Origin of the sequence: Ramlibacter lithotrophicus, from assembly GCF_012184415.1 — a bacterium.
In the GTDB taxonomy this organism is placed as follows: Bacteria; Pseudomonadota; Gammaproteobacteria; order Burkholderiales; family Burkholderiaceae_C; genus Ramlibacter; species Ramlibacter lithotrophicus.
The window spans coordinates 243,677-270,111 of sequence record NZ_VTOX01000002.1; the positions used below are offsets into that span (position 1 = coordinate 243,677).

The 26,435-nt window shown below is 70.5% G+C and carries 20 protein-coding genes; 15 read left to right on the forward strand and 5 right to left on the reverse strand.

The genetic code is table 11. The features are described 5' to 3' along the window. The first annotated feature begins 43 nt into the window (after nt 1–43). The 10 genes from RAMLITH_RS07235 to RAMLITH_RS07280 all read left to right on the forward strand — a co-directional run bounded on the left by RAMLITH_RS07235 (nt 44) and on the right by RAMLITH_RS07280 (nt 13,671). A complete protein-coding gene (locus RAMLITH_RS07235) occupies nt 44–982 on the forward strand; it encodes an FAD binding domain-containing protein (RefSeq protein WP_202883245.1) in 939 nt (312 codons plus the stop codon). Continuing rightward, nucleotides 963–1,454, forward strand: coding sequence for a (2Fe-2S)-binding protein (locus RAMLITH_RS07240; protein WP_168106712.1), 492 nt, complete (start codon nt 963–965; stop codon nt 1,452–1,454). The genes RAMLITH_RS07235 and RAMLITH_RS07240 overlap by 20 nt, the downstream gene beginning before the upstream one ends. A 20-nt stretch (nt 1,455–1,474) precedes the next feature. Further along, entirely contained in the window at nt 1,475–3,787 is a 2,313-nt protein-coding gene (locus tag RAMLITH_RS07245) for a xanthine dehydrogenase family protein molybdopterin-binding subunit (RefSeq protein WP_168106713.1), read from the forward strand. Nucleotides 3,788–3,814: 27 nt separating this feature from the next. Next, on the forward strand, nt 3,815–4,066 hold the full coding sequence (locus RAMLITH_RS07250; protein WP_168106714.1) for a MoaD/ThiS family protein: 252 nt from the start codon (nt 3,815–3,817) through the stop codon (nt 4,064–4,066). A 68-nt stretch (nt 4,067–4,134) separates the two neighbouring features. After that, complete coding sequence (locus tag RAMLITH_RS07255; protein ID WP_168106715.1) at nt 4,135–5,322, forward strand: CaiB/BaiF CoA transferase family protein; 1,188 nt, start codon at nt 4,135–4,137, stop codon at nt 5,320–5,322. Further along, nucleotides 5,319–7,325 carry a 3-hydroxyacyl-CoA dehydrogenase/enoyl-CoA hydratase family protein gene (locus RAMLITH_RS07260; RefSeq protein WP_168106716.1) on the forward strand — a complete coding sequence of 669 codons (2,007 nt, stop codon included), beginning with the start codon at nt 5,319–5,321 and terminating at the stop codon, nt 7,323–7,325. The genes RAMLITH_RS07255 and RAMLITH_RS07260 overlap by 4 nt, the downstream gene beginning before the upstream one ends. Before the next feature lie 63 nt (nt 7,326–7,388). Then, nucleotides 7,389–8,414 (forward strand): TRAP transporter substrate-binding protein, encoded by a 1,026-nt coding sequence (locus RAMLITH_RS07265; protein ID WP_168106717.1) that lies wholly within the window; start codon nt 7,389–7,391, stop codon nt 8,412–8,414. Between the two features lie 3 nt (nt 8,415–8,417). Beyond that, nucleotides 8,418–8,957 carry a TRAP transporter small permease subunit gene (locus tag RAMLITH_RS07270; RefSeq protein ID WP_168106718.1) on the forward strand — a complete coding sequence of 180 codons (540 nt, stop codon included), beginning with the start codon at nt 8,418–8,420 and terminating at the stop codon, nt 8,955–8,957. Continuing rightward, on the forward strand, nt 8,954–10,246 hold the full coding sequence (locus tag RAMLITH_RS07275; protein ID WP_168106719.1) for a TRAP transporter large permease: 1,293 nt from the start codon (nt 8,954–8,956) through the stop codon (nt 10,244–10,246). The genes RAMLITH_RS07270 and RAMLITH_RS07275 overlap by 4 nt, the downstream gene beginning before the upstream one ends. 8 nt (nt 10,247–10,254) lie before the next feature. Further along, nucleotides 10,255–13,671, forward strand: coding sequence for an indolepyruvate ferredoxin oxidoreductase family protein (locus RAMLITH_RS07280; RefSeq protein WP_168106720.1), 3,417 nt, complete (start codon nt 10,255–10,257; stop codon nt 13,669–13,671). Nucleotides 13,672–13,834: 163 nt separating this feature from the next. Here the strand turns inward: RAMLITH_RS07280 and RAMLITH_RS07285 are convergent, their stop codons facing one another. Both RAMLITH_RS07285 and RAMLITH_RS07290 read right to left on the reverse strand, forming a co-directional pair. Next, entirely contained in the window at nt 13,835–15,445 is a 1,611-nt protein-coding gene (locus RAMLITH_RS07285; RefSeq protein WP_168106721.1) for a gamma-glutamyltransferase family protein, read from the reverse strand. A 5-nt stretch (nt 15,446–15,450) separates the two neighbouring features. Continuing rightward, nucleotides 15,451–16,413: a Bug family tripartite tricarboxylate transporter substrate binding protein gene (locus RAMLITH_RS07290; protein WP_168106722.1), complete on the reverse strand. Its 963-nt coding sequence runs from the start codon at nt 16,411–16,413 to the stop codon at nt 15,451–15,453. A 96-nt stretch (nt 16,414–16,509) separates the two neighbouring features. On the opposite strand from RAMLITH_RS07290, the gene nth reads away from it, so the two are divergent. Next, complete coding sequence (gene nth / locus RAMLITH_RS07295; RefSeq protein WP_168106723.1) at nt 16,510–17,163, forward strand: endonuclease III; 654 nt, start codon at nt 16,510–16,512, stop codon at nt 17,161–17,163. Nucleotides 17,164–17,386: 223 nt separating this feature from the next. On the opposite strand, the gene RAMLITH_RS07300 is transcribed toward nth, so the two are convergent. Beyond that, nucleotides 17,387–18,073, reverse strand: a complete 687-nt coding sequence (locus RAMLITH_RS07300; RefSeq protein ID WP_168106724.1) for a glutathione S-transferase C-terminal domain-containing protein — start codon at nt 18,071–18,073, stop codon at nt 17,387–17,389. A gap of 109 nt (nt 18,074–18,182) precedes the next feature. Here RAMLITH_RS07300 and RAMLITH_RS07305 point away from each other — a divergent pair, with 109 nt between their 5' ends. The 4 genes from RAMLITH_RS07305 (at nt 18,183) to RAMLITH_RS07320 (ending at nt 21,690) form a co-directional block, all read left to right on the forward strand. Beyond that, entirely contained in the window at nt 18,183–18,452 is a 270-nt protein-coding gene (locus RAMLITH_RS07305; protein WP_168106725.1) for a hypothetical protein, read from the forward strand. Between the two features lie 224 nt (nt 18,453–18,676). Further along, nucleotides 18,677–19,333 (forward strand): response regulator, encoded by a 657-nt coding sequence (locus RAMLITH_RS07310; protein WP_168106726.1) that lies wholly within the window; start codon nt 18,677–18,679, stop codon nt 19,331–19,333. Beyond that, nucleotides 19,305–21,143 carry a sensor histidine kinase gene (locus RAMLITH_RS07315; protein WP_168106727.1) on the forward strand — a complete coding sequence of 613 codons (1,839 nt, stop codon included), beginning with the start codon at nt 19,305–19,307 and terminating at the stop codon, nt 21,141–21,143. Before RAMLITH_RS07310 ends, RAMLITH_RS07315 begins: the two co-directional genes overlap by 29 nt. 160 nt (nt 21,144–21,303) lie before the next feature. Next, nucleotides 21,304–21,690, forward strand: a complete 387-nt coding sequence (locus RAMLITH_RS07320; RefSeq protein ID WP_168106728.1) for a hypothetical protein — start codon at nt 21,304–21,306, stop codon at nt 21,688–21,690. Between the two features lie 48 nt (nt 21,691–21,738). Here the strand turns inward: RAMLITH_RS07320 and RAMLITH_RS07325 are convergent, their stop codons facing one another. Then, the gene (locus RAMLITH_RS07325; RefSeq protein ID WP_168107192.1) at nt 21,739–23,136 is read right to left on the reverse strand and encodes an efflux transporter outer membrane subunit; all 1,398 of its coding nucleotides are present in this window, start codon (nt 23,134–23,136) and stop codon (nt 21,739–21,741) included. A gap of 11 nt (nt 23,137–23,147) precedes the next feature. Further along, on the reverse strand, nt 23,148–26,369 hold the full coding sequence (locus RAMLITH_RS07330; protein WP_168106729.1) for an efflux RND transporter permease subunit: 3,222 nt from the start codon (nt 26,367–26,369) through the stop codon (nt 23,148–23,150). Nucleotides 26,370–26,435 lie beyond the last annotated feature (66 nt).

Here is a 26,435-nt window from a genome sequence, read left to right on the forward strand (position 1 = left end):
GGTCTTCAGCGCTCTGTCCCCAACTGAATGGAAGGACGACCTGATGAGTTCCATGGAAACCGCTCTGGCACCGTCGGGCCCCGCCCGTGCCGCCGGCCAGGACCGGGCGCGACCCCTGCACGAGGTCACCGCGTATCTGGCGCCTCGCCGCCTGGACGAGGCCTTGCAGGCAATGGCCGATGGAGATGCCACGGTGCTCTGCGGCGGCACGGATCTCGCGCCGCAGACCGAATCGGGGACGCGGCGCTACCGGGCCAAGCTGCTGAACATCCGTCGCGTCGCCGGCCTGGGCGGCATAGCCGCGGAGGGCGACGAGGTCCGGATCGGCGCCGCAACGACCATCACCGAGATCCGCCGCGACCCCGGGCTGGCGCGGATCGCTCCCGTGCTGGTCGAGGCGGCCGAGCATTTCGCCAGCGAGCAGATCCGCAACGCCGCATCGGTGGGCGGCAACATCTGCAACGCCTCGCCGGCCGGCGACATGATCCCGCCGCTGCTGGTGCTGGGTGCCTGGGTCGAACTGGCGTGCTGGCAGGACGGTGCGGTGCAGACGCGGCGCGTCGCGCTGGAACGGTTCTTCGTCGGCCCCGGCAAGACCGTCAAACGGCCCGAGGAGTTGCTCAAGGCCGTCGTGTTCGCCCGGCCCGCGGCCGATTTCGTCGCCAGGTTCCGCAAGTCAGGTCCGCGGCCTGCGCTCGAAATCTCCACCGTCTCCGTCGCCATCGGCGCCCGTGTCGCCGGAGGCAGGCTCAGCGAGGCACGTGTCGCCATGGGATCGGTGGCGCCAACGCCTTTGCGCGCGCGCCATGTCGAGGCCGCGCTCGAAGGCAAGCCGCTGGACGCCGCGACCATCGCCGCCGCCGTCGCCGCGACGACCGACGACGTCAAACCCATCGATGACGTGCGTGCCAGTGCGTGGTACCGCGGCCATCTCGCTCGTGTCTTCGTCGAAGAGGTGCTGCATGAAGTCCGTGGAAACTGAGATCCGCTTCCGGCTCAATGGCCGCGAGACCAGCCTGAAGGTGCCGGTCACCATGAAGGTGCTCGCCATGTTGCGCGACCTCCTCGGCCTGACCGGGACCAAATATGCCTGCGGCGAGGGCGAGTGCGGGGCCTGCACCATCAAGGTCGACGGCAAGACCGTCAACAGCTGCCTGATGTACGCCGTCGATTGCGACGAACGCGACGTCGTGACGATCGAGGGACTGCGCACGCCCCAGGGCTTGCATCCGGTCCAGCAGGCTTTCGTCGACCACGGCGCCGTGCAATGCGGCTTCTGCATGCCCGGGATGATCATGCAGGCCGAGTCCCTGATCGATGGCAATCCGGACCTGACGCGAGCAGAGGCGCAACGCGGCCTGGAGGGCAATCTCTGCCGCTGCACCGGATACACCAAGGTGCTGGACGCGGTGGAAACCGTGGTCGAGAAGAACCGGTGCTGCGGCCGCGGCTGAGCCCCAAGGAGTTCAACCCCATGAAACGAGACGCCATCGGCACACCCATCGCCAGGCAGACCCTGATCGGCCAGCGCGTCCGGAAACCCGACGCGCCCGAGAAGGCCACCGGCAAGACGCGCTACATCAACGACATGGTGTTGCCGCAGATGCTTACGGCGAAGGTGCTGTTCGCCGGCCGGCCCCACGCCAGGATCGTCCGGATCGCCACCGATGCGGCGGAGAAGCTGCCCGGCGTGCACGCGGTGCTGACCGGCAAGGACGCCGCCGGCCTCAAGTTCGGCTTCTCGCGCGACAACGTCGCGCTCAAGGACAAGGTGCGCTGCGAGCACGACGAGGTCGCGGCGGTCGCGGCGGAGACGGAAGAGATCGCCCGCCGCGCCCTGGAACTGATCGAGGTCGAGTACGAAGACCTGCCGGGCGTCTTCTCGCCGGAGGCCGGCGCGCGGGAAGGCGCGCCACTGATCCACGACAACTTTCCCGGCAACCGGAGCCTGCATTTCGAGTTCAAGCATGGCGACCTGGCGGCGGCCGAAGCAGCCTCCGACTTCGTGGCCGATAGCGTGTTCCGGCCGCACCACGTGACGCACTGCTGCATGGGCACCTCCTGCGCCATCGCCGACTTCGACCACAAGGGCAAGCTGACGATCTGGACCCAGACCCAGTATCCCTACAACTACAAGATGGACCTGGCGCCGGCCCTGGGCATGGATCCCGGCGACATCCGGGTCATCCAGCCACCCGTGGGCGGCGCTTTCGGCTCCAAGCTCGACGTCTATCCCTACGAGCCGATCGCCGCCCTGCTGGCGAAGAAGACCGGACGCCCGGTCAAGGTCACCTTCACGCGCGAGGAGGAGTTCAAGGCCTCGCCGACGCGCCAGGCGGCGATCATCCACATGCGCACCGGTTGCACCTGCGACGGCGTGCTCACCTTCCGCACCGCCGACGTCGTGCTGGACAACGGTGCCTACACCTCGTGGGGGCCGACCATCCCGGTCATCATGATGCGCACCACCTCGGGCCACTATCGGGTGCCCGTGGTCGACTTCAAGGCCCAGGCGATCTACACCAACAACCCGTACGCCGGCTCGTTCCGCGGCTACGGCAACGTGCAGACGACCTACGCCACCGCGCAGCAGATGGACATGCTGGCGGACATGGTGGACATGGATCCGCTCGATTTCCACCTGAAGAACGCGCAGAAGTCCGGCGAATACACCCCGCAGAAGTCCTTCCTGCGCGAGTGCGCGCTGGCGGAGTGCCTGGAAACCGCCGCGAAGGCCAGCGACTACAGCCGCAAGCGCAGGGAGTACGCGGCGCGCAGGGCCGAGCCCGGCCGCTACAAGAAAGGCATCGGCCTGGCCTCCTCCATCCACAACGCCGGCGGCGCCAAGATCCACAAGTCCGACGGCATAGGCACCATCCTGAAGGTGGACGACTACGCCCGGGTCACCGTCATCACCGGCGCCTCCGAGATCGGCCAGGGCATAGACGCGGTGGTCACCCTGATCGTCGCCGAGGAACTGGGCGTGCCGCTGGAACACGTGACCATCGTCAACAACGATTCCGACATCGCCCCATGGGACGTGGGCGTCCATGCCTCGCGCACCACCTTCATCGCCGGCAACGGGACGCGCCGCGCCGCGCGCAAGGCCAAGGCGCAGATCCTGGCCGCCGCCGGAAAGATGCTCGGCGAAGCGGCGGAGACGCTCGAACTGCGCGGCGGTTTCGTCGTGCGCGATGCGTGCGGCACGCCGCTGATCGAGCTCGAACGCCTGCTGCGGCGCATGCACTTCCAGGACGAGCCGGAACTGGTGATGGTCACCGATTACTACGAGCCGAAGAGCGAGCCGGAAGGAGCGGCCCACGTGTCCGACCATTCTGCCGCCTATTCCCATGCGGTGCACGTCGCGGAGATCACCGTCGACACGCTGACCGGCGAGATCAAGGTCGACAGGATCACGGTGGCGCAGGACGTCGGGCGCATCATCAACCGCATGGGCCTGGAGGGCCAGATCGAAGGCGGCATTGCGATCGGCCTCGGTTACGCCCTGAGCGAAAACATGCGGCTCGTCGACGGCATGCTGACGAACCCGAGTTTTCGCGATTACAAGCTGGTCACGGCGCCGGAGATGCCGCCGCTCGAGCTGCACTTCATCGAAACCCATTGCGCCGAGGGGCCTTACGGCGCCAAGGGCATCTCCGAGCTGCCCACGATCGTCATCGCGCCGGCCATTGCCAACGCGCTGTACAACGCCTGCGGGGTCCGCATCTTCAATCCGCCGATGTCGCCGGAAACGGTGGCCCGCGCCATCCACGAAGCGAGGCACTGAAATGCACCAGGCCGGAGCTCGAGCGCGATGAACCTGCGGTACTGCGCCTGGCTTCGGGACAGCATGGGCTGTTCCTCGGAACAGGTCGTCCTGCCCGATGACGTCAGGACCGTGGGCATGTTGCTCGACTGGCTGCCGACGCGCGACGAACGCTCCAGGAGCGCATTCGAATACATCGACGTGGTGCTGGTCTCGGTCAACCTGCGCTACGCCAGCCGGGACGATCCGGTGCGAGACGAGGACGAAGTGATCCTGGCCCCGCCGATCGCGGGCGGCTGAGCGCGCGCCCACATGCCACACCGGACATCCACCATGCTGTCGATCTTCTTCTTGCTGACGGACGCACCATGAAACGGCGCACCGTGCTGTCCATGGAGCAGGCGCTGTCGCTGCCGAGTGCGACGCTGCGCTTTGCCCAGCTCGGGTGGCGGGTGATCCGCGTCGAATCGGTCGGCGGCGCCGGCCTGCCGGGGGACCCCAACCGCTACATCGGATCGCGGGTGGCCGACGACGACAGGCGCAGCTACTTCATCGCGCCCAACGTCGGCAAGGAAGCGATCGCGCTGAACCTGAAGGACCAGCGCGGCCGCGACCTGCTCGCCCGCCTCATCCGCGAACTGGACGTCGATGTCTTCTGCTGCAACACCTTGCCGTCGCGTTACGAGCCTCTGGGCATCGACCCGGCGACATTGCGCCGGGCCCGCCCCGGCCTGATCTGGGCGGCCATCTCGGCGATGGGGCCCGAGTACCCCGACGCGCCGGGCTACGACCCGGTGCTGCAGGCGATGGCCGGCTACATGGAAGTCACCGGCGACAAGGACGGTCCGCCGATGCTCACCGGCATTCCGGTCGTCGACCTGAAGGCCGGCGACGAGCTGTATTCGAGCGTCCTGCTGGCGCTGCTGGAGCGCCAGGAAACCGGCGCCGGCAAGGAGATCCACGTCTCGATGCTGCAGGCCGCCGCATCCTGGCTGATCACGCTGCTGCCGCTGATCGACTTCGGCTGCAAGCCCGAAGAGATCACGCGCTCCGGCAACGAACACCGCAAGTTCATCCCCACCAACGTCTACCCGGCGCGCGACGGCTACGTCTACCTGGCGATCGGCAGCGACGTGCAGTGGCGGCGCCTGACGGCGATGCCGAAGTTCGCAGCGGTGGCGAGCGAGGCGCGCCAGACCAACGAAGGGCGCCAGGCCGGACGCGAGCAACTGAGGCGCGACATGGTCGCGGTCACCATGCAGCACACCGTGGACGATCTCCTGGCCGACCTGGCGGTCGCCACCATCCCGGCCACCCGCATCCACGACATCCGGCAGGCGAGCGAACTGCCGGCGCTGCACGACAAGCTCACGCGCACGACCATGCCGGACGGCCGCACGCTGCGCATGCAGCCGATGGCAGTGGACGTGGCGGGCGCCCCGGGCACGCTGGGCTTCGCGCCGAAATACGGACAGCACACGCGCGAGGTGCTGGCGGAAGCGGGGCTCTCGCCCCCCGCGATCGAGGAACTGGCCGCCGCGGGGGTGATCGCATGAACGCGCGCGCCAACCCGCTGCTCGAAACGCCGGCGCGGCCCCTGCCGCGCCATGTGGCGGTGATCGGCGCCGGCGCGATCGGGCCGGACATCGCGTACTACCTGAAGACCGCGCTGCCGGGCCTGAAGGTCACGCTGCTGGACGTGCGGCAGGAGGCGATCGATGCCGCGCTGGCGCGCCTGGCGGGGTATGTCGACAAGGCGGTGCAGCGCGGCAAGATGACCGCGGAACAGGCGCGGCAGGCGCTGGCAGGCCTGGAGGGCAGCACCGACTATGGCGCGCTGGTGGGCTGCGACTGGGTGCTGGAAGCGGCCACCGAGGACCTGGCGCTCAAGCGCCGCATCTTCGCCGACGTGGAAGCGCGCGTCGCGAGCGACGCCGTCATCACCTCCAACACCAGTTCGCTGCCGGCGGCCCGCATCTTCGCCGAGCTGAAACACCCGGGACGGGCCACCGTCACCCATTTCTTCGCTCCGGCCTGGCGCAATCCGGCGGTGGAGGTCGTCGACTGGCCGGGCGCCGATGCTGCGCTTGTCGCCTGGCTGCGCCACCTGTTCGCGGCCACCGGCAAATTGCCGCTGGCGACCAGCGACGCACCGTGCTTCATGTTGGACCGCGTCTTCGACAACTGGTGCAACGAGGCGGCGCTGTTGCTGGCCGACGCGACGGCGGCACAGGTCGACACGGTGGCAGGCGAATTCGTGCACGCCGGCCCGTTCTTCGTGCTGAACCTCGCGCACGGCAACCCGATCATCGTCGAGACCAACAACCTGCAGGCCGACGAGGAAGGCGAGCACTACCGCCCCGCCGCGATCTTCCGCTCGGTGGACCGCTGGCACACCGTGGCGCCGGGACGGCAGGTCGAGGTGCCGCCGGCGCTGCGCGGGCGAATGCGGGACCGGCTGCTGGGCGTGCTGTTGTCGCAGGCCGTCGACATCCTCGACCGGGGCATAGGCGGCGCCGCCGACCTGGACCTGGGTTGCCGCATCGCGCTGGGCTTCAAGCGAGGGCCGCTGGAGCTGATGCGGGAACTGGGCGAGGCCGAGTGCGCGCGGGTGCTGCAGCGCTTTGCCGCCGAGCGCCCGGGCATGCCCTCGGCCGGCCGGCCGCTGCCGCAGTACCAGCCCGCCCAACGGCATGTGCTGGTGGACGACGTCGACCGGGTGAAGGTGATCACGTTGCGCCGGCCCGAGGCGCTGAACGCCTTGCACGACGAGATGACCGACGAGATCCTGGCCGTGATCCGCCGCCACGAGGCCGATCCGCGGGTGGCCGGTTTCGTGATCGTCGGCTACGGCACCAAGGCGTTCTGCGCCGGCGCCGACATCGGACGCTTCCCTTCGCTGCTCGGCGATGCCGACGCGGCCGCGCAGTACGCGCGCGACTGCTCGCGCCTGCTGGTGCACCTGGACCGCTCGCCCAAACCGGTGGTCGCCGCGCTGAACGGCATGGGGCTGGGCGGCGGGCTGGAGCTGGCGATGCGCTGCCACGCCATCGTGGCCGACCGCCGCGCCGTCATGCAGTTGCCCGAGGTCGGGCTGGGCATCGTCCCGGGCATAGGCGCGATGGTGGTGCCGTACCGGCGCTGGCCGCGCGCCGCGGCCGTGCTGCACGGCATGTTGACGCGCGGCGAGCGGCTGCGCGCCGGGCAGGCGCAGGAGCTGGGGATCGTCGACGAACTGGCCGACGGCTGGCAGGACCTGGTCACGCGCGCCGTCGCGCGGGTGCACGCGCTGGCGGGCGCGGTGCGCCCGATTCCCGACGGTCCGGTGGCGGTGCCGCCGTTCGAGCCGGCGCCAGCGGCCGAGGCCGGCGTGCGCAGCGCGGCGATCGTGGCGCTGATCGAACAGGCGGTGCGCGAAGCCGCCGCCGCAACGACGCTCGGAGACGCGCTGGAGATCGGTTATCGCGCGTTCGGCGCGGCGGCCTGCACCCCGGCCGCGCGCGAAGGCATCGCCGCCTTCCTCGCGAAAAGAAGTCCGGACTTCGTGGCCACCGGCTGATGGCCGGGGCGGCACCACATTTGCAGTTCCCGTAGGTCGTACAGAGAAAACAGGAGACATGTCATGAACAAGCTTTCGATTCTTGCAGCGGCCGCACTGGCGGCCATGTTGGGCAGCGCGCCGGCCGGCGCCCAGACGGTGCTCACCGCATCGTCCTGGGTTCCGCCCAATCACCCGCTCACCGCGAATGGACTGGTCGCCTGGACCAGGGAGGTGGAACAGGCGACGCAGGGCCGCGTCAAGTTCAACGTGCTGCCCAAGGCGCCGGTGGCGCCGCCGCAGACCTTCGACGCCGTGAAGGACGGCGTCGTCGACGTCTCGTTCACGGTGCACGGCTACACCCCGGGCCGCTTCGTGCTCACCAAGATGACCGAATTCGGCTTCCTCGGCGATTCGGCCGAGGCGATCTCGGTCGCCTACCAGCGCATGCACGACCGCCACCTGGCCAAGGTCGGCGAGCACAAGGGCGTCAAGGTGATCGGCGTGTTCTCGCATGGGCCGGGCCAGATCTACACCGTCAAGACGCCGGTCACCACGGTGGCCGACCTGCAGAACATGAAGGTGCGCGTGGGCGGCGGCATCGTCAACGACTACACCCGCGCGCTGGGCGGCAGCCCGCTGCTCAAGCCATCGAGCGAATCGTTCCAGATGCTGCAGAGCGGCGTCGCCGACGGCATCTTCTTCCCCAACGAGTCGATCACCGGCTTCAAGCTCACCAGCCTGATCAGGCACGGCACCCTGGTGCCTGGCGGCCTGTACAACACCAGTTTCGTCATGATGATGAACGAGGCGAAGTACAACGCCTTGCCCAAGGCCGACCGCGACGCGATCGACAAGGTCTCCGGCGAACACTTCGCGCGGCTCGCCGGCCGGATGTGGGATGCGGCCGACGCGGCGGGCCTCAAGGAGATCAAGGCGGCCGGCATCGACGTGCGCACCGCCAGCCCCGCCTTCGTCGCCGAAGCCAAGGCCAAGGTCGATCCGATCGAGCAGGCCTGGTACAACGAAGTGAAGGCCAAGGGGCTCGACGGCGCGGCGCTGATGCGCGAGTTCCGGGCCGAGATCGCCAAAGTGGCGGCCGGGCGCTAGCCCGTGGACCAGGGCCTGCACCCGCTGGCGGCGGGGGACCACCCGCCGGCGCTCGCGCCCCCGCCGCTGGTGCTGCGGCGCACCGAGCGCGCGCTGGGCGTGCTGGCCGCGCTGGCGCTGGTGGGCATAGTACTGCTCACCTGCGTCGACGTGGTCGGCCGCTACCTGCTGAACCGGCCCCTCACCGGCGCCTTCGAGCTGTCGGAGATGGCGATGGGCGCGCTGGTGTTCGCCAGCCTGCCGCTGGTGACGCTGCGCCGCCAGCAGGTCACGGTGGACCTGCTGGACTGGCTGGTACCGGCGAGCTGGCGCACCGCGCAGGACGCGGCGGCGAGCCTCGTTGCCGCCCTGTGCGTCGGCGTGGTCGCCTGGCGGCTCTGGGTCAAGGCCGCGGAGATGCTGGCCAACGGCGAGACCACGGCGGTGCTGAAGATTCCCATGTACCCGCTGGTGCATGCGATGGCCTTGCTGAGTTTCCTCACGGCCGTCGTGATCCTCGCCATGGCCTGGACGGACACCCGCTCACGGATCGGCCGGCCATGAACGAAGCGCTGATTGCCTTCGCCGCGATGCTGGTGCTCGCCTTCGCGCGGGTGCCGATCGCGTTCGCGATGGGGCTGGTCGGCTTCGCCGGGTTTGCCTTCAAGACCAGCGTGCCGGCGGCGCTGGCGATGACGGGGGCCGTGACCTACGAGACGGGCCTGTCGTACGCGCTGTCGATCGTGCCGCTGTTCGTGCTGATGGGCAACCTGGTCACGCGCGCCGGCCTCTCCGAGGAACTGTACAAGGCGTCGCATGCGTTCCTCGGGCACCGGCGCGGCGGCCTGGCCATGGCCACCATCGTCGCGTGCGGCGGCTTTTCCGCGATTTCCGGCTCCTCGGTCGCGACCGCCGCCACGATGGCGAAGGTGGCCGTGCCGCCGATGCAGCGCTTCGGCTACTCCGACGCGCTCGCGTCCGGTTCGGTGGCCGCCGGCGGGACGCTGGGGATCCTGATCCCGCCGTCGGTGGTGATGGTCATCTACGGCATCCTCACGCAGCAGAACATCGGCAAGCTGTTCATCGCCGGCATCCTGCCCGGGCTGCTCGCGATCGGCTGCTACCTCGGCGCCATCATGGTGACGGTGCATTTCGACCCGGCATCGGGCCCACCCGGGCGGCGGCTGCCGATGCTGGAGCGGCTGCGCACGCTCAAGGGCGTGTGGGGCGTGCTGCTGCTGTTCGGCGTGGTGCTGGGCGGCATCTACGGCGGCGTCTTCACACCGACGGAAGCGGCGGGCATAGGCGCCGCCGGCGGCTTCGTGTTCGCGATCTGGCGCCGCGGCTGGGACCGCGCGATGCTGCGCGAGGTGCTGGTGGAGAGCGCGGCGACCACCGGGATGATGTTCACCATCCTGATCGGCGCCCTGATCTTCGCCAACTTCGTCAACCTGACGACCATGCCGGGCGAGCTGATCGCGCTCACCGACCGCTTCACGGCCACCCCGCTGCTGGTGATCTTCGCGATCTGCTTCATCTACGTGCTGCTCGGCTGCGTGCTGGAGAGCATGTCGATGATCCTGCTGACGGTGCCGATGTTCTTCCCGGTGGTGCAGCACCTGGGCTTCGACCTGATCTGGTTCGGGATCATCGTGGTGGTCGTGACCGAGATCAGCCTGATCACGCCGCCCGTCGGCCTCAACGTGTTCGTGCTGCGCAGCGTGCTGCCCGACATTCCCACGGCGACGGTGTTCCGCGGCGTCATGCCGTTCGTCGCCGCCGACGTGGTGCGGCTGGGGTTGCTGGTGGTGTTTCCCGTGATTTCGCTGTACCTCACGCAGTTCGTGCGGTAGCGCCGGCCATGGAACGCGGCCCGGTGTTCCTCACGGCCATGCAGGCGCTGGCACTGCTGCCCGTGCTGCAGCGCGAACGCGATCGCGCGGCCGGCCTGAACACCGCGGGGTACGTGTCCGGCTACCGTGGCTCGCCGCTGGGCGGGCTGGACTTCGCGCTGCAGGAGGCGCAGCCGATCCTGCAGGCGCACGACATCAGCTTCCGCCCCGCCGTCAACGAGGAGCTGGCCGCCACCGCGCTGTGGGGCACGCAGCAGCTGCACCTGCTGCCGCGACCGCAGCGCGACGGCATCTTCGGCCTATGGTACGGAAAAGGTCCCGGCGTCGACCGCTGCGGCGACGTGTTCAAGCATGCGAACTACGCCGGCACGTCGCGCCATGGCGGCGTGCTGGCGGTGGCGGGCGACGACCACAGCGCGCGCTCGTCGGCCGTGGCGCACCAGAGCGAGCACATCTTCTCGGCCTGCGCGATGCCGGTGCTGGCGCCCACCGGCGTGCAGGACGTCCTCGACCTGGGGCTGCACGGCTGGGCCCTGTCGCGCTGGTGCGGCTGCTGGGTCGCGATGAAGCTGAGTTCGGAGACGGCGGAAACGTCGGCGACAGTGGTGCTCGATGCCGATCGCGTCGCCATTGCACTGCCAGGCGACTTTGCGTTGCCGCCCGACGGCGTGCACCTGCGCTGGCCCGATCCGCCGCTGGCGCAGGAGCGCCGGATGCAGGAGTTCAAGATCTACGCGGCGGCGGCTTATGCCCGCGCCAACGGGCTGAACCAGCTGGTGTTCGACACGCCGCGTCCGCGACTGGGGATCATCGCCTGCGGCAAGGCCTGGCTTGACGTGCGGCAGGCACTGGCCGGCCTCGGCATCGACGAACGCGTCGCGGCCGACATCGGCCTGCGCCTGTACCGGGTCGGCATGCCCTGGCCGCTGGAAGCCGGCGGCGTGCGCCGCTTCGCGCGCGGCCTGCGGGAGATCCTGGTGGTGGAGGAGAAGCGCCAGGTCATCGAGTACCAGTTGAAGGAGATGCTGTACGACTGGCCCGACGGCGAGCGCCCGCGCGTGGTCGGCAAGTTCGACGAGAGCGGCGAGTGGCCGGCGCCGCCGCACCAGTGGCTCCTGCCGCCCACGGGCGAACTGTCGCCGGCGCTGGTGGCACGCGCGATCGCCGCACGCATCGCTCCCTTCCACGACAGCCAGCCGATGCGCGAGCACCTGGCCATGTTGCGCGAGCAGGAAGCTGCCGCCGCGCGCGGCGGCGACGTGCTGCAACGCAGCCCCTATTTCTGTTCGGGCTGCCCGCACAACCAGTCCACGCGCGTTCCCGAGGGCTCCTGCGCGCTGGCGGGCGTGGGCTGCCACCTGATGGCGGTCGGCATGGAACGCAACACGCTGACGATCAGCCAGATGGGCGGCGAAGGCGTCACCTGGCTGGGGATGGCGCAGCATTCGGGCGCGGCCCACGTGTTCGCGAACATGGGCGACGGCACCTGGTTCCACTCGGGCCTGCTGGCGATCCGCGCCGCCGTGGCCGCCGGTGCCAACATCACCTACAAACTGCTGTTCAACGATGCCGTGGCGATGACGGGCGGGCAGCCGGTCGACGGCGAGCTCACGGTGCCGCAGCTGACGCGGCAGCTGGCGGCCGAAGGCGTGGCGCGCATCGTGGTGCTGGCCGACGACACGGGCAAGTACCCGTCGGGCGCCGGTTTCGCGCCGGGCGTGGTCGTTCGTCCGCGCGAGGACCTGGACGCCGTGCAGCGCGACTTGCGCGAGACGCCAGGCGTCACCGTGCTGGTCTACGACCAGGTGTGCGCCACCGAGCAGCGCCGCCGCCGGCGCGGCGCGCAGGAGGAACCGGCCCGGCGGCTGTTCATCAACGAACTGGTGTGCGACGGCTGCGGCGACTGCGCGGCGAAATCCAATTGCCTGTCGGTGGTGCCGGTGGCCACCGAGTTCGGTACCAAGCGGGCCATCGACCAGTTCTCCTGCAATCTCGATTTCAACTGCCTGGCCGGCTGCTGCCCCGCCATCGTGAGCGTCGAAGGCGCGACCTTGCGGCGCCCGCGCGTGGCCCTGCCGGCGGACACCCTGCCGGAGCCGGTCCTGCCCGCGCTCGAGCGGCCGTGGGAACTGCTGGTCGCCGGCGTGGGCGGCACCGGCGTCGTGACCATCGGAGCGCTGCTGGGGATGGCGGCGCACCTGGACGGACGTGGCGTCACGGTGCTGGACATGACCGGAATGTCGCAGAAGGCCGGCGCCGTCACCTCGCATGTGCGGATCGCCCGCGGCGCCGGCGACCTGCACGCCGCGCGCATCGCCGCCGGCCAGGCCGACGTGCTGCTCGCCTGCGACATGGTGGTCGCCGCCGGCGCCGACGTGCGCGCCACCTTGCGCCGCGGGCGCACCCGTGCCCTGGCGAACAGCGCCCAGGTGATCACCGGCGAATTCCTGCGGCATCCGCAGCAGGTCTTTCCGCTGCCGGCGCTGCGGCAGGCGTTGTGCGATGCGGTCGGCGCGGGCGCGCTGGAGTTCGTCGACGCCACGCGCCTGGCGACGCAGTTGCTCGGCAACCAGGTCGCGGCCAACATCCTGATGCTGGGCCTGGCGTGGCAGCGCGGACTCGTGCCGCTGTCACGGGCCGCGCTGCGGCGCGCGATCGAACTGAATGCCGTGGCCGTCGCCGACAACCAGGCCGCATTCGAGTGGGGCCGTCGCATCGCCTGGGACCCGGAAGGCGTGGAACGGCTGGCGGCGCGGGCCGCACCGCCGGTGCCCCGGCGGCCGCCGGCCGACGGGCTCGCCGCCCTCGTCGCCAGCCGACGCGAGTTCCTCGCCGATTACCAGAACGAGCGCACCGCGCGGCGCTACGAACAACTGGTCGAGCAGGTGCGCCGGGCGGAAGCGGACGCCGTTCCCGGCAGCACGCGCCTGGCGGAGGCCGTGGCACGCGGCGCGTTCCGGCTCGCCGCGGCCAAGGACGAATACGAGGTGGCGCGGCTGCACGCCCACCCGGACTTCCGGCGCGCGCTGGACGCCAGCTTCGAGGGCGACTTCAGGGTTCGCCTGCACCTGGCACCGTCGTGGCTGGGCCGACCCGACCCGGTCACCGGTGAGGCGCGCAAGCGCGCGTTCGGGCCTTGGGCCTTGACGGCGCTACGGCTGCTGGCGCCGCTGAAGGCGCTGCGCGGCACGCCTTGCGACCCGTTCGGCCGCACGGCCGAACGGCGCCTGGGGCAGGCGCTGGCACGGGACTACCTGGACACGGTGCGGCGGCTGCTCGCGCACCTGGATGCCGGCAACCACGCCGTCGCGTGCGAGGTCGCCGCCCTGCCAGACACGATTTGCGGCTTCGGCCCGGTGCGCCGGCGCCATGCCGATGCCGCGCGCGAGCGGCAGCTCGAATTGATGCGGAACTGGCCCGCGTAGCAGTTTCAAGAGCCTGGGCGGCAGAAGTTGATTTTCTCCCTCTCCCCCTGGGAGAGGGCTGGGGTGAGGGCATGCGGCGCTGGCGAGTCAGCCCCCACCCCTGCCCTCCCCCAGAGGGGGAGGGAGCCACAAACGCTGTGCTGGCACAGGGCCCCGCGCGGGATCAGAACCCCGCGACCAGCCCGTCGCGCCGCGGGTCGCTGGCGCACAGGTAGCCTTCGACCTTCGGGTCGCCCGCGCGCCAGATGAACTGGCCGGCGCCGAAGTCCTGGTAGCTGTCCTTGAGCACCTCGACGCGGTGGCCGCGCTCCTTCAGCGTGCGCACCGTTTCCGCATTCAACTGCTGCTCGGCGTTGATCCCAACACCCTGGTTGAAGCGCCAGCGCGGCGCGTCACACGCGGCCTGCGGGCTCTGCCCGTAATCGAGCATGCGCACCACGGTCTGCATGTGGCCCTGCGGCTGCATGTTGCCGCCCATGACGCCGAAGCTCATGACGGGCTGGCCGTCCTTGCTCAGGAAGGCCGGAATGATGGTGTGGAACGGCCGCTTGCCGGGCGCGACCTGGTTCGGTCCGTCCTGCAGGCTGAAGCCGTGGCCGCGGTTCTGCAGGCTGATGCCGAAGGTCGGCTCGACGCAGCCGGAACCGAATCCCATGTAGTTGCTCTGGATGAACGACACCATCATCCCGTTCTCGTCGGCCGCCGTCAGGTAGATCGTGCCGCCCTTGACCGGGTTGCCGGCGCCAAAGTCCTGCGCCCGCTTCATGTCGATCAGCCGCGCGCGGCTGGCCAGATAGCCGTCGTCGAGCATCTGCTGCGGCGTCACTTCCATCGTGCGCGGCTCCGACACGTAGCGATAGACGTCGGCGAATGCGAGCTTCATCGCCTCGATCTGCAGGTGCTGCGAATCGGCGCCGTCCACCGGCAGGCCGGCGACGTCGAAGTTCTTCAGGATGCCAAGCGCCATCAGCGCCGCGATGCCCTGCCCGTTGGGCGGGATCTCGTGCAGCGTGTAGCCGCGGTATTCCTTGCCGATCGGCTTGACCCACTCCGGCTTGAACCCGGCGAAGTCCCGCGCCGTGATGCTGCCGCCGTTGGCCGCGGCGAACCGCTCCACCGCCTGCGCGATCTCGCCGCCGTAGAAGGCGGCGCCATTGCTCTCCCCGATCGCGCGCAGCGCGCGCGCGGCGGCCTTGAACTGGAACAGCTCGCCGACCTTCGGCGCCCGGCCCCATGGCAGGAAGGACTGCGCGAACCCCGGCAGGCTGCCCAGTTCCGGCGTCGCGTCGGCCCACTTCTGCTGCACGACGATCGGCAGCAGGTAGCCGCGCTCGGCGATCTCGATGGCCGGCTCCAGCAGGTCGGCGAACGGCAGCTTGCCGAAGCGCTCGGAGAGCGCCACCCACGAAGCGACCGCGCCCGGCACCGTCGCCGAATCGAAGCCGCGCTTGGGCGGGGTCTTCGCATCCGCGCCGTACTTGCGGCGGAAGTAGTCGGCGGTCCACGACGCCGGCGCCGGCCCCGAGGAATTGAGGCCGTGCAGTTCCTTGCCGTCCCACAGGATGCAGAAGGCGTCGCTGCCCAGGCCGTTGCTGACCGGCTCGACAATGGTCATCGCCGCGGCGCAGGCGATCGCGGCGTCCACCGCATTGCCGCCCTTCCACAACATGCGCAGGCCCGCCTGCGCGGCGAGCGGATGCGAGGTCGAGACGGCGTTGCGCGCGAAGACCGGCAGCCGCACGCTCGAATAGGGGTTCTGGAAGTCGAAGTTCATGGGGTTCATTCGAGCGTCAGCTTGCGGTCGTCGATGATCTTCTTCCACTTGGCGCGGTCGCGCGCCACCATCGTGGCGAACTGCTGCGGGGTGCCGCCGGCCGGCTCGATCCCCAGTTGCGCCAGGCGGTCCTTGACGTCGGCTTCGGCCAGCGCCTGGTTCAGGCCGGCATTGACCTTGGCCACGATGTCGGCGGGCAGGCCTTTCGGCCCGTACACGCCGAACCAGGTCACGGACTCGTAACCCGGCACGCTCTCGGAAATGGCCGGCAGCTCCGGCAGCAGCGGCGAGCGCTTGAGCGACGTGATGCCCAGCGCCCGCAGGCGCCCTTGCTTCACGTGCGGCAGCCCGCTGGGCAGCGAATCCAGCAGCATGTCGACCTTGCCGCTCACCAGGTCGGGGATCGCCAGCGCGGTGCCGCGGTAGGGAATGTGCACCAGGAACAGGCCGGCCTGCGCCTTGAAGTACTCGGAGCCCAGGTGCACGACGGTGCCGTTGCCGCTGCTCGCGTAATTGAGCTTGCCGGGGTTCTTGCGCGCGTACTCGACCCACTCCTTCACCGTCCTGGCCGGCGACGTGTTGGGCACCAGCATGATGCTGGGCGCGTTGCCGACGTGGGCGATCGGCGTGAAATCGGCCACGGCGTCGTACGGCAGCCTGGCGCCGAAGCTCGGCGCGATGCTGTGCGTGCTGGTCGTCGACAGCAGCAGCGTGTAGCCGTCGGCCGGCGCCTTGGCGGCGAGGTCGGAACCGATGGTGCCGCCGGCGCCCGGCTTGTTGTCGACGATGACGGTGGTGCCCAGCTTCTCGCCCAGTTTCTGCGAGACGGCGCGCGCGAAGATGTCGGTGGCGCCGCCGGCCGGGAACGGCACGACGAGGCGGATCGGCTTGGCGGGGTACTGCTGCGCGTGGGCGAGCGTGCCGGTGACCAGCGCGACGCCGAGCAGGAGGGTGTGCAGGAGGTTCATGAAGTGGTTCCCTGGGAGAGCTTTCGATTATCGCCGGGGTGGGAAACAGGACACCCAGACGCGGAAGCCGCAGAAGAACAGCCATACACTCCCGCCATGACAGACGACCAGGTCGAGCCGTTCTTCGCCACCTTGCGGGCGGCCAACCCGCTGCCGACCACCGAACTCGAATTCACCACGCCCTTCGAGCTGCTGGTCGCCGTGCTGCTGTCGGCGCAGGCCACCGACGCCGGCGTCAACAAGGCCACCCGCAAGCTCTTTCCGCGCGCCAATACGCCGCGGGCGATCCTGGCGCTGGGCCAGGAGGGGCTGGAGGAGTACATCAAGACCATCGGCCTGTACCGCAGCAAGGCGAAGCACCTGCTGGAGACCTGCCGCATGCTCGTCGAGCGGCACGGCGGCCGCGTGCCGCGCACGCGCGAGGAACTGGAGTCCCTGCCCGGCGTCGGCCGCAAGACGGCCAACGTGGTCCTGAACGTGTGCTTCGGCGAGGAGACGATGGCGGTGGACACGCACATCTTCCGCGTCGCCAACCGCACCGGGCTGGCACCGGGCAGGAATCCGCTGGAAGTCGAGAACGGGCTGCTGCGGCGCGTACCGAAGGAGTACCTGGTCGATGCCCACCACTGGCTGATCCTGCACGGCCGCTATGTCTGCGTCGCCCGCACGCCCAGGTGCTGGGAATGCGCCGTGATCCGCTACTGCGACTGGCAGCCCAAGACCCCGCCGCCCGGCGCGAGCCGGGCCTGAGAAGCTGTGAACGAATTCCTCGCACCCGCGCGAGCCTTGTCGGAGGCACAGCTTTCGTTGCGTCCATGCGGCGGCTCGCCCTGCGGGCCGGGGCGCCTCAGGGCGCAGGCGGGTGTTACGGCCCTGGTCCAGGCGCCCAGCCTGGACTGCGGGCCGCGCCTACGCCTGCACCCTGAGGCACCCCGTCGCGGCCGCGATCAATTCATTCACAGCTTCTGAGCGTTCAGCCCCCTGCCGGCGCCCGGCGGCCCAGGCCGCCGTGCAGGTCCAGGCAGCGCTCGAACCACTGTTGCACGGCATCGTCGGCCGCCAGCAGCGGGACCGGACAGATCACCCGCGACCACTGGAACGCGCCGAACACGACGTAGTCGGCATACGACGGCTGGTCGCCGCCGAGGAACGGCCGCTCGACCAGCATCGCGCGCATGGGCGCCAGCGCCGCGCCCAGCTGCGCGAGCAAGGCCGGCTGCTGCGCGCGAAAGCTCTCCAGCGGCGCGCCCAGGCGCTGCTCGCGGGTCTCGCGGAAGTACGGCTGGTCGGCCGCATCCAGCCGCTCCCAGATGTCGGCGACGCCTATGCGCACGATCGGCGGGTGCAGCTGGGTCGTGGCCCAGTGGTGCACGAAGCGCGCGAACTGGCGCCCGGCCGCGCCGCCGAACAGCGAAGGCGCCTGCGGATAGCGCTCCTCCAGGTAGAGCGCGATGTCCCAGCTGTCCAGGATGGCGATCGGCCCGTCCAGCAGCACCGGCAGCGACTTGGCGCCGTGGCCGATCCGGGGAATGTCGGTGAAGCGCGCCGGCCGCAGTTCGGGGGTGAGCTCCTTGTGCGCCAGCGCCATGCGCGCGCGCCAGCAGTAGGGGCTGAAGGCGCGGCCGCCGGCCGCGCGCAATTCGAACAGCACCAGGCCCATGCGCTCCTCCTTGTTTCGTGAGCGGCCAGTATCGCCGATGGCCGCGCTGCCGCCGCCCAACCCATCCACCGCATTGCGTCTACAGTCGCTGAACGAACTGCGAGGCAACATGGATTCGAAAGAACTGCAGCAGGCCGTGGAACTGCACGGCCAGAACATCAACGGGCTCATGGAGAACCAATTGGCGCTCACCGCGCAGGTGCAGGTGCTGCAGGCCGCCCTGGCCACGGTCCTGCTCAGGCACCCGGACCGGCCCGCCCTGCTCGCCGCATTCCAGCAGTACATGAAGATCTGCAAGGACTCCGCGCCGCAGCTGGCCGGCCGCATGGAGGCCCTGGAAGGCGGCATGCTGGCGCTGCTGGGCCAGCACCAGGCCTGATCCCCGCCGGCCGGCCATGACCTGATTCAAAGCGTTTCGGGACTTGCACAAACGCGGTCACCCTGCACAGTTCCGCAACGGCACACTCCCGGCCAGCAGCCTCTGCGGCTGCGACCTGCCGTGAACTCGAGACGCCTTCCCGTCGTCCGGCGCCGGCGCCGCCCGGCGCCGGCGGCGCCGGCCCGCGCCGGGCCGGCGGGGCTGCCGGCCGTGCGAGGGTCGCCATGAACACCAAGGTGCTGGTCGTCGAGGACGAACCGGTGTTCCTGCGGCGCTTCTGCGACGCGGTGGCCACGGGTCCCGCGCTGACGCTGTGCGGCTCGGCCACCACCATCGCCGAGGCGCTTGCGCTCCTCGACCGCACGGCGCCGGACGTCGTCCTCGCCGACCTCGGCCTGCCCGACGGCAACGGCATCGACGTGATCCGCCACGCGATGCGCGGCCACCCGGACCGTGACGTCATCGTGATCACGATGTTCGGCGACGACGGCCACGTGATCGACTCGATCCGCGCCGGGGCCACCGGCTACCTCCTGAAGGACGCACTGCCGCGCGACATCGCGGGCGCCATCCTGCAGGTGCGCGGCGGCGGCTCGCCGATCAGCCCTGCCATCGCGCGCCGGGTACTGCAGAGCCTGCAGCACCAGGGCCCGGCCGCGACGACGGCCGACGAGGCGGACGCCGGCGGCGCGCTGCTGTCGCGGCGCGAGACGGAAGTGCTGCGCCTGGTGGCCAAGGGCCTCAGCTTCAAGGAAGTGGGCGCCGCGCTGGACATCTCGTCGCACACCGTCATCACGCACGTCAAGCGCGTGTACCAGAAGCTGGCCGTGCATTCGCGGGGGGAGGCGGTGTATGAAGCCAGCCAGATGGGCCTGCTGTAGCTGCCTGGCGCTGCTGCTGGCCATCAGCGTGGCGGCCGCCGATACCGACGCGTTGCGGCCGCGCGAAGCGCAGGTGATCGCCAGCGGCAGCGCCGTCCCTCCCGCCGCCGGCGATCCATGGCAGCGGGTCGAACTGCCGGCCTCCACCGACGCACCGGTGGCGTGGTACCGGATCGACTTCGAGGTGGCACGGGTGCCCGCGGAGGCCTGGTCCGTCTTCCTGCCGTACCTCAATACCGGCGGCCGCCTGTACCTGAACGGGCAGCCGCTGGTCCACATCCGCGAATCGACGGCGGACACCGTCGTGCGCTGGGAGCGGCCGCACCTGGTGCCGATCCCGCCGGGAATGCTGCAGCCGGGCCGCAACGTGCTCGCGCTGCGCCTGGCCGCGACACGCTTCTCCACGGTCCGCCTGCCGCTGCCGGCGATCGGGCCGGCCGTCGCGCTGCTGGGCGAGTACGACGCCCGCCTCTTCTGGACCCGCACGATGTCGCAGTTCACCGTGGCCGCCTGCACCGTGGTGGGCGTGCTGGCGCTGTCCATCTCGTGGCGGCGCCGCGAGGAAACGCTGTACGGCCTGTTCGGCGCGGCGGCGCTGCTGTGGGGCCTGCGCACGCTGACCTTCGTCGTCGAGGTGCTGCCGTCGGCGCACTGGCACGCCTGGCGCACGCTGTACCACGGGGCGACCGGCGGCTTCACCATCGTGATGCTGCTGTTCGCCATGCGCCTGGCCCACCTGGACGCCGGCCGGCTCAAATGGTTGCTGCTGGGCTACTGGCTGCTCGGTCCGCTCGGCTACCTGGCGACCGGCGGCGACGAGTTCGTGATCGGCAGGATCTGGACCGCCGGTTTGCTGCCGATCGGCGTCGCGCTGCTCGCGATCGCCGCCGGCGCCGCCTGGCGCCAGCGCACCGCGCCGCTCGTGGTGCTCAGCGCGGCCCTGGGACTGGCCGTGCTGGCCGGCTTCCACGATTACCTGCTCGCCAGCGCCCCGGGCATCCTGCGCACCGTCGCGCCCGCCACCACCGAACAGCGGCTGTTCCTGCTGCATTACGCGGCGGACATCCTGCTGGTCGCGATGGGCGCCATCCTCAGCGCGCGCCTGGTCGGCACGCTCGATGCCATCCAGCAGCTCAATCGCACGCTGGAGGGCCGCGTCGCGGAAAGCGAGCAGACGATCCGCGTCAATTACGAGCGGCTGCGGCGGCTGGAGCGGCACCACGCCGCCAGCCAGGAACGCCAGCAGATCATGCGCGACCTGCACGACGGCCTGGGCTCGCGCCTGTTCGTCACGCTCTCGCGCGCCGAATCGGGGCAGGCGCCCCCCGGCGAGCTGGTGCAGGCGCTGCGCGAGTGCATCGCCGACATGCGGCTCACGCTGGAAGCGATGAGTCCCGAGAGCAACGACTTCCTGGAGGCCTGGGGCGATTTCCGGTTCCGATGGCAGCAGGTCCTCGATGGCTGCGGGCTCGCGTCGCAGTGGGACGTCGAGACCAGCGACGAGGCGGTCGTGCTCGCGCCGCACGTCACCCTGCAGCTGCTGCGCATCGTGCAGGAGGCCCTGACCAACGTCCTGAAGCACGCCGAAGCCGACCGCGTCGCCATCGCGCTGCACGCCGGCCACGCAGGCATCCGGATCGACGTCCGGGACAACGGCCGGGGCATGGCCGGCGGCGCCCCGGCGGCGGCCCGCGGCCTGGCGAACATGCAGGCGCGCGCGCTGGGCCTCGGCGCGCGGCTCCAGATCGCGGAGAGCCGCCCCGGCGTGCACGTGCGCCTGGACTTCGAACCGGGCCGTCCTGTCGCCTGAACGCGGGATAGGCGCGGCCCGGGCCCACGCGCAGCATTCTTCCCCCGACACCGGCGGTACGCCGCGCGGCACGCCACGCGCGCCGGCGCCTCGCCGGCCGGACCGTCCCCGGGTGGGAACGGGTGCTGAATTTCCGCATGCAACGTTCAAGGAGATCTTCATGAACCGCGACATCGAATCCCTCCTCGCCATCGCCGCCGTCGGGGCGATCGCCGCCGCAGCGGCCGCCGCCATGGCCTTGCCCCGCACGGCCTACGCGGACGACATCACCATCGAGACCACGCCGTTCGCGAGCAGCCGCACCCGGACCGATGTGCGGCAGGAACTGCTGGGCCAGGCGCGCCAGGTGCGCGCCGGTGCCACCGAGTGGTCGCAACAGCAAGGCACTGTCCTGAAGGGGCAGGTCACGGTGCCGGAGGTGCGGGCCGACTTCGTCGCCAACCGGCGCGAGGTCAGCGCGCTGACGGCGGAGGACAGCGGCTCGGCGTGGCTCAAGATGAAGCCGCTGCCGGGCAGCACCGCCGTCATGGGAGGGCCGGGCCAATGAACGGCACGGCGACCGTCGTGCCGCTGCGCCGGCCGGCGCCCCGCACGGTCACAAGCCCCGCCAGCCGCCCCCCAGCGCCTGGACCAGCGCCACCGCCGCCACTTGCCGGTCGGAGAGAGCCTGAGTCAGGGCGCGTCTGGCATTTTGCGCTGTGACCTGCGCCGTCACGACCTCGGTGAAGCTCACCTGCCCCGCCTGGTAGCGGTTGAGTACCTGCTGCTCCACCAGGCTGGCGGCGTCGGCGGCCTGCTGGCGCAGCGCGAGCTGCTGCTGCAGCACCCGCGACGCGACCAGCTGGTCCTCGACGTCCTGGAACGCCGCCAGCACGGTCTGGCGGTAGCGCGCCGCCGCCTCCTCGTGGCTCGCGCGCACGCCGGCCACGCGCGCCTGCCGCCCGCCCGCATCGAAGATCGACTGCGCGAGCGACGCGCCGAGGGACCAGGCCAGCGCCGAGGCGCTGAACAGGTCGCCGATGCTGGCCGCCCCGGCACCGAGCGATCCCGACAGACGCAAGCTCGGATAGAGCGCCGACTGGGCGATGCCGATCTGCTCGTTGGCCTGGGCGACGCGCCGCTCGGCCGCCGCGATGTCCGGCCGGCGCTGCAACAGCGTGGATGGCACGTCGAACGGGACGTCCGGCACCACGCCTTGCCACGCGGTGCGCGGCGCCAGGCTGAAGCTGCCGGGCGCCTGGCCGGCCAGCACCGCGATCGCGTGTTCCAGCACCGCGCGCTGCCGCTGCAGCCCGAGCAGCTCGGCCCGCGCGTTGGCCAGTTGCGTCTGCGCCTGCAGCACGTCGGTGCGCGCGACGATGCCGGCCTCGTAGCGGTTGCTCGTGATGCGCAAGGTGCGCTCGTAGCCCGCGATGGTCTGCCCCTGCAAGGCGATGGAGGCGTCGAGCTCGCGCAGGTTGAAGTAGTCCACGGCCAGTTCGCCCTGCGCCGAGAGCCTGGCCGCCTGCAGGTCGGCCAGGCTGGCCTGCTCGCCGCTGCGCGCGCTTTCCACGCCGCGGCGCAGGCGCCCCCACACGTCCGGCTCCCACGCGCCGCCGATGTCCACCTGGTAACTGCCGCGCGTAGGCGTGTCGCCGCCGCCGCCACTGCGGCTGCCCCCGCCGTCGAGCGACACCACCGGAAACAGCGTGGCGCGCTGCTCGGCGACGAGCGCACGGGCCTGGGCATAGCGCGCCACGGCCGCGGCGACGTTCTGGTTCGACACCTCCACCCGCGCGGCCAGTGCGTTCAGCTCCGGGTCCTGGAACAGTTCCCACCAGGGACCGCGCTCCAGCAGGTCGGCGGGGACCGCCCTGACCCACGCGCCGTGCCCCTCCTTGAAAGCGACGGGCGTCTCGACCGGGGGCGGCTGGTAGGCGGGACCGACGGCGCAGCCGGCCAGTGCCAGCGCCAGCACGAGGACCGCCGGGCGGCATGGAATCTTCATGTGCATGATGTCCGTTCTCAAGCGGCCGTCTCCACGTGGCGGCCCAGATGGCGCTCCAGCGGGCTGCGCCGCCGCAGCCGGTCGAGCAACAGGTAGATCACCGGCGTGGTGAGCAAGGTGATGACCTGGCTGGCGACGAGGCCGCCGATGACCGCGATCCCCAGCGGCCGGCGCAGCTCGGCGCCTTCGCCGAAGCCGATCGCCAGCGGCAGCGCCCCCAGGCCCGCCGCCAGCGTCGTCATCAGGATCGGCCGGAAGCGCAGCAGGCTCGCCTCGCGCACGGCGGCATAGGGCGACAGGCCGCGCGAGCGCTCGGCGTCGAGGGCGAAGTCGATGATCAGGATCGCGTTCTTCTTGACGATCCCGATCAGCAGGAACAGCCCGATCAGCGCCATGATCGACAGTTCCAGGTCGAACAGCAGCAGCGCCAGCACGGCGCCGACGCCGGCCGAGGGCAGCGTGGACAGCACGGTGACCGGGGGCACCAGGCTCTCGTACAGCACGCCCAGCACGATGTAGATCACCACCAGCGCCGCCAGGATCAGCATCGGCTGCTGCGCCTGCGACTGCTGCGCCGCGCGCGCCGTCCCCTCGAAGCTGCCCCGCACGTTGATCGGCATGCCGATCGCGGCCTCGGCCTGCCGCACGGCGGCCTGGCCGTCGTCCAGCTTGAAGCCCTCGGCCAGGTTGTAGGAGATGGTGGTGGCCAGCTCCGCGTCCTGGTGCGACACCGAGCTGTCGGTCGGTCGCAGCGAAAACGTGGCGATCGCCGACAGCGGCACCATCGTGGCGGCCTGCGCGCTCACCGCCTGCCCGCTGGCCTGGTCGCGCAGCCCCGGGTTGGCGGGCGTGGCCGCGGCCGTCGCGGTGCCGCTGGCCGAGGTCGACGCCGTGCTGCCGTTGGTGCCGCGGCGCGCCGGCACGTAGACATCGCGCAGCGCTTCGGGGCTGCGGATGTACGCCGGCGCCGCGCCCAGGATCACGCGGTACTGGTTCAACTCCTCGTAGACGGTGGCCACCTGGCGCTGGCCGAACGCGTTGTAGAGGGCGTTGTCGACGTCGCGCGCGGTGATGCCCAGGCGCGCCGCCGTGTCCTTGTCGATCTTCACGTACGCTTCGACGCCGTTCTCCTGCTGGTCGGTGTCCACGTCGACCAGCGCCGGCTGGCGCTTCATGGCTTCGGCCAGCCGCGTCGCCCACTGCCGCAAGTCGGCGGTGTTGTCGCTCTTGAGCGTGTACTGGTAGGTCGAATTGCTCTGCCGCCCTCCCATGCGCACGTCCTGCACCGGGTTGAGGAACAGCCGGAGGCCCGTCACCTGCTCGAGTTGCGGGCGCAATCGCGTCAGCACCGCCTGTGCGCGCTCGCCGCGATCGCGCTTGAGGTTGACGAACATGAAGCCGCCGCCGGCGCGCCCGCCGCCGGTGAAGCCCACCACCGTCTCCACGGCGGGATCGGCCCGGATGATGTCCTGCAACTGCCGCAGCTTTTCCTGCATGGCCTGGAAGGAGATGCTCTGGTCGGCGCGCAGCCCGCCCTGGATCTGGCCGCTGTCCTGCTGCGGGAAGAAGCCCTTGGGCGCCATGACGAACAGGTACACGTTCAGCCCGACCACCGCCAGGAAGATCGCCAGCACCAGCCACTGCGCGTGCAGCGCCCAGTCCAGCGAATGTTCGTAGCCGCGCTGCATGCGGGCGAAGCCGCGCTCGAACCAGCGAGACACCCGCCCCGGGGGCCGCTCGTGCGCGTCGCGCCGCAACAGCCACGCGCACATCATCGGCGTGGTGGTCAGCGAGATCACCAGCGAGATCAGCACCGCCGCCGACAGCGTGACGGCGAACTCGTGGAACATGCGTCCTACCTGGCCGCCCATGAACAGCAGCGGAATGAAGACGGCCACCAGGGACAGGCTGATCGACAGCACCGTGAACCCCACTTCGCGCGCGCCGAGCAGCGCCGCGCGGAAGCGGTCCATTCCCGCCTCGACGTGGCGGGCGGTGTTCTCCAGCACCACGATGGCGTCGTCGACCACGAAGCCCGTCGCCACCGTGAGCGCCATCAGGCTCACGTTGTTGAGGGAGAAGCCCAGCAGATACATCACGCCGAAGGTGCCAAGCAGCGACACGATGGTCGCCACGGCGGGGATCAGCGTGGCGCGCGCGCTGCGCAGGAAGGCGCTGACCACCAGCACCACCAGCACCACGGCGATCGCGAGCGTCACCTCCACTTCGTGCAGCGACGCCCGGATCGAGTGGGTGCGGTCGGTCGCCACCTCCAGCCGGATGTCGGACGGCAACTGCTCCTGCAGCTCCGGCAGCAAGGCGCGCACTGCGTCCACCGTCTCGATGGCGTTGGCGCCCGGCTGCAGCGTCACCAGCACGATGACGGCCGGGTTGCCGTTGAACAGGCCCAGCGTGTTGACGTTCTCGACGCTGTCGATCACCTGCGCCACGTCGGCCAGGCGGATCGCGGCACCGTCGCGCCACACCACCACCAGGTCGCGGTAGTCGCTGGCCATCGGCCGGCCGCCGTCGTCGGCGCGGGTGCCGGTGTAGATCTGCAACTGGCGCCCCGCGCCTTCGATGCTGCCCTTGGGCCGGTTCGGGTTGCTGGCCTGCAGGGCGGCGCGCACGTCCTCGGTGCTCACGCCCCACTTGGCGAGCGCGAACGGCAGCAGCTCGACGCGCACCGCCGGCAGCGACCCGCCGCCCAGCTCCACGTCGCCGACGCCGCGCACCTGCGCGATCTTCTGCTGCACGATGTTGGAGACCGCTTCGTAGATCTGGCCGGCCGAGCGCGTGGGCGAGGTCAGTGCCAGGATCACCACCGGGGCGGCCGCGGGGTTGACCTTGCGGTAGGTGGGATTGCTGCGCAGCGTGGACGGCAGGTCGGCGCGGGCGGCGTTGATGGCCGCCTGCACCTCGCGGGCGGCGGCGTCGATGTTGCGGCTGAGATCGAACTGCAGCGTGATGCGGGTCTGGCCGTTGCTGCTGTTGGAGGTGATCTCGTTGACGCCGGCGATCACGCCCAGCCGGCGCTCCAGGGGCGTGGCGACGCTGCTGGCCATGGTGTCGGGGCTGGCGCCGGGCAGGCTGGCGCGCACGCTGATGACGGGAAAGTCCACCTGCGGCAGCGGCGCGACCGGCAGGACGAAGAAGGCGGCAATGCCGGCCAGCGCGATCCAGACCGTGAGCAGCACGGTGGCGACGGGACGGCGGACGAAAGGTGCGGAGAGGTTCATGGGGGGACCTCGCGGGCGGGTACCCCAACCTCCGAACGCAGAAGCCGCAGAGGTTTCGCAAAAACC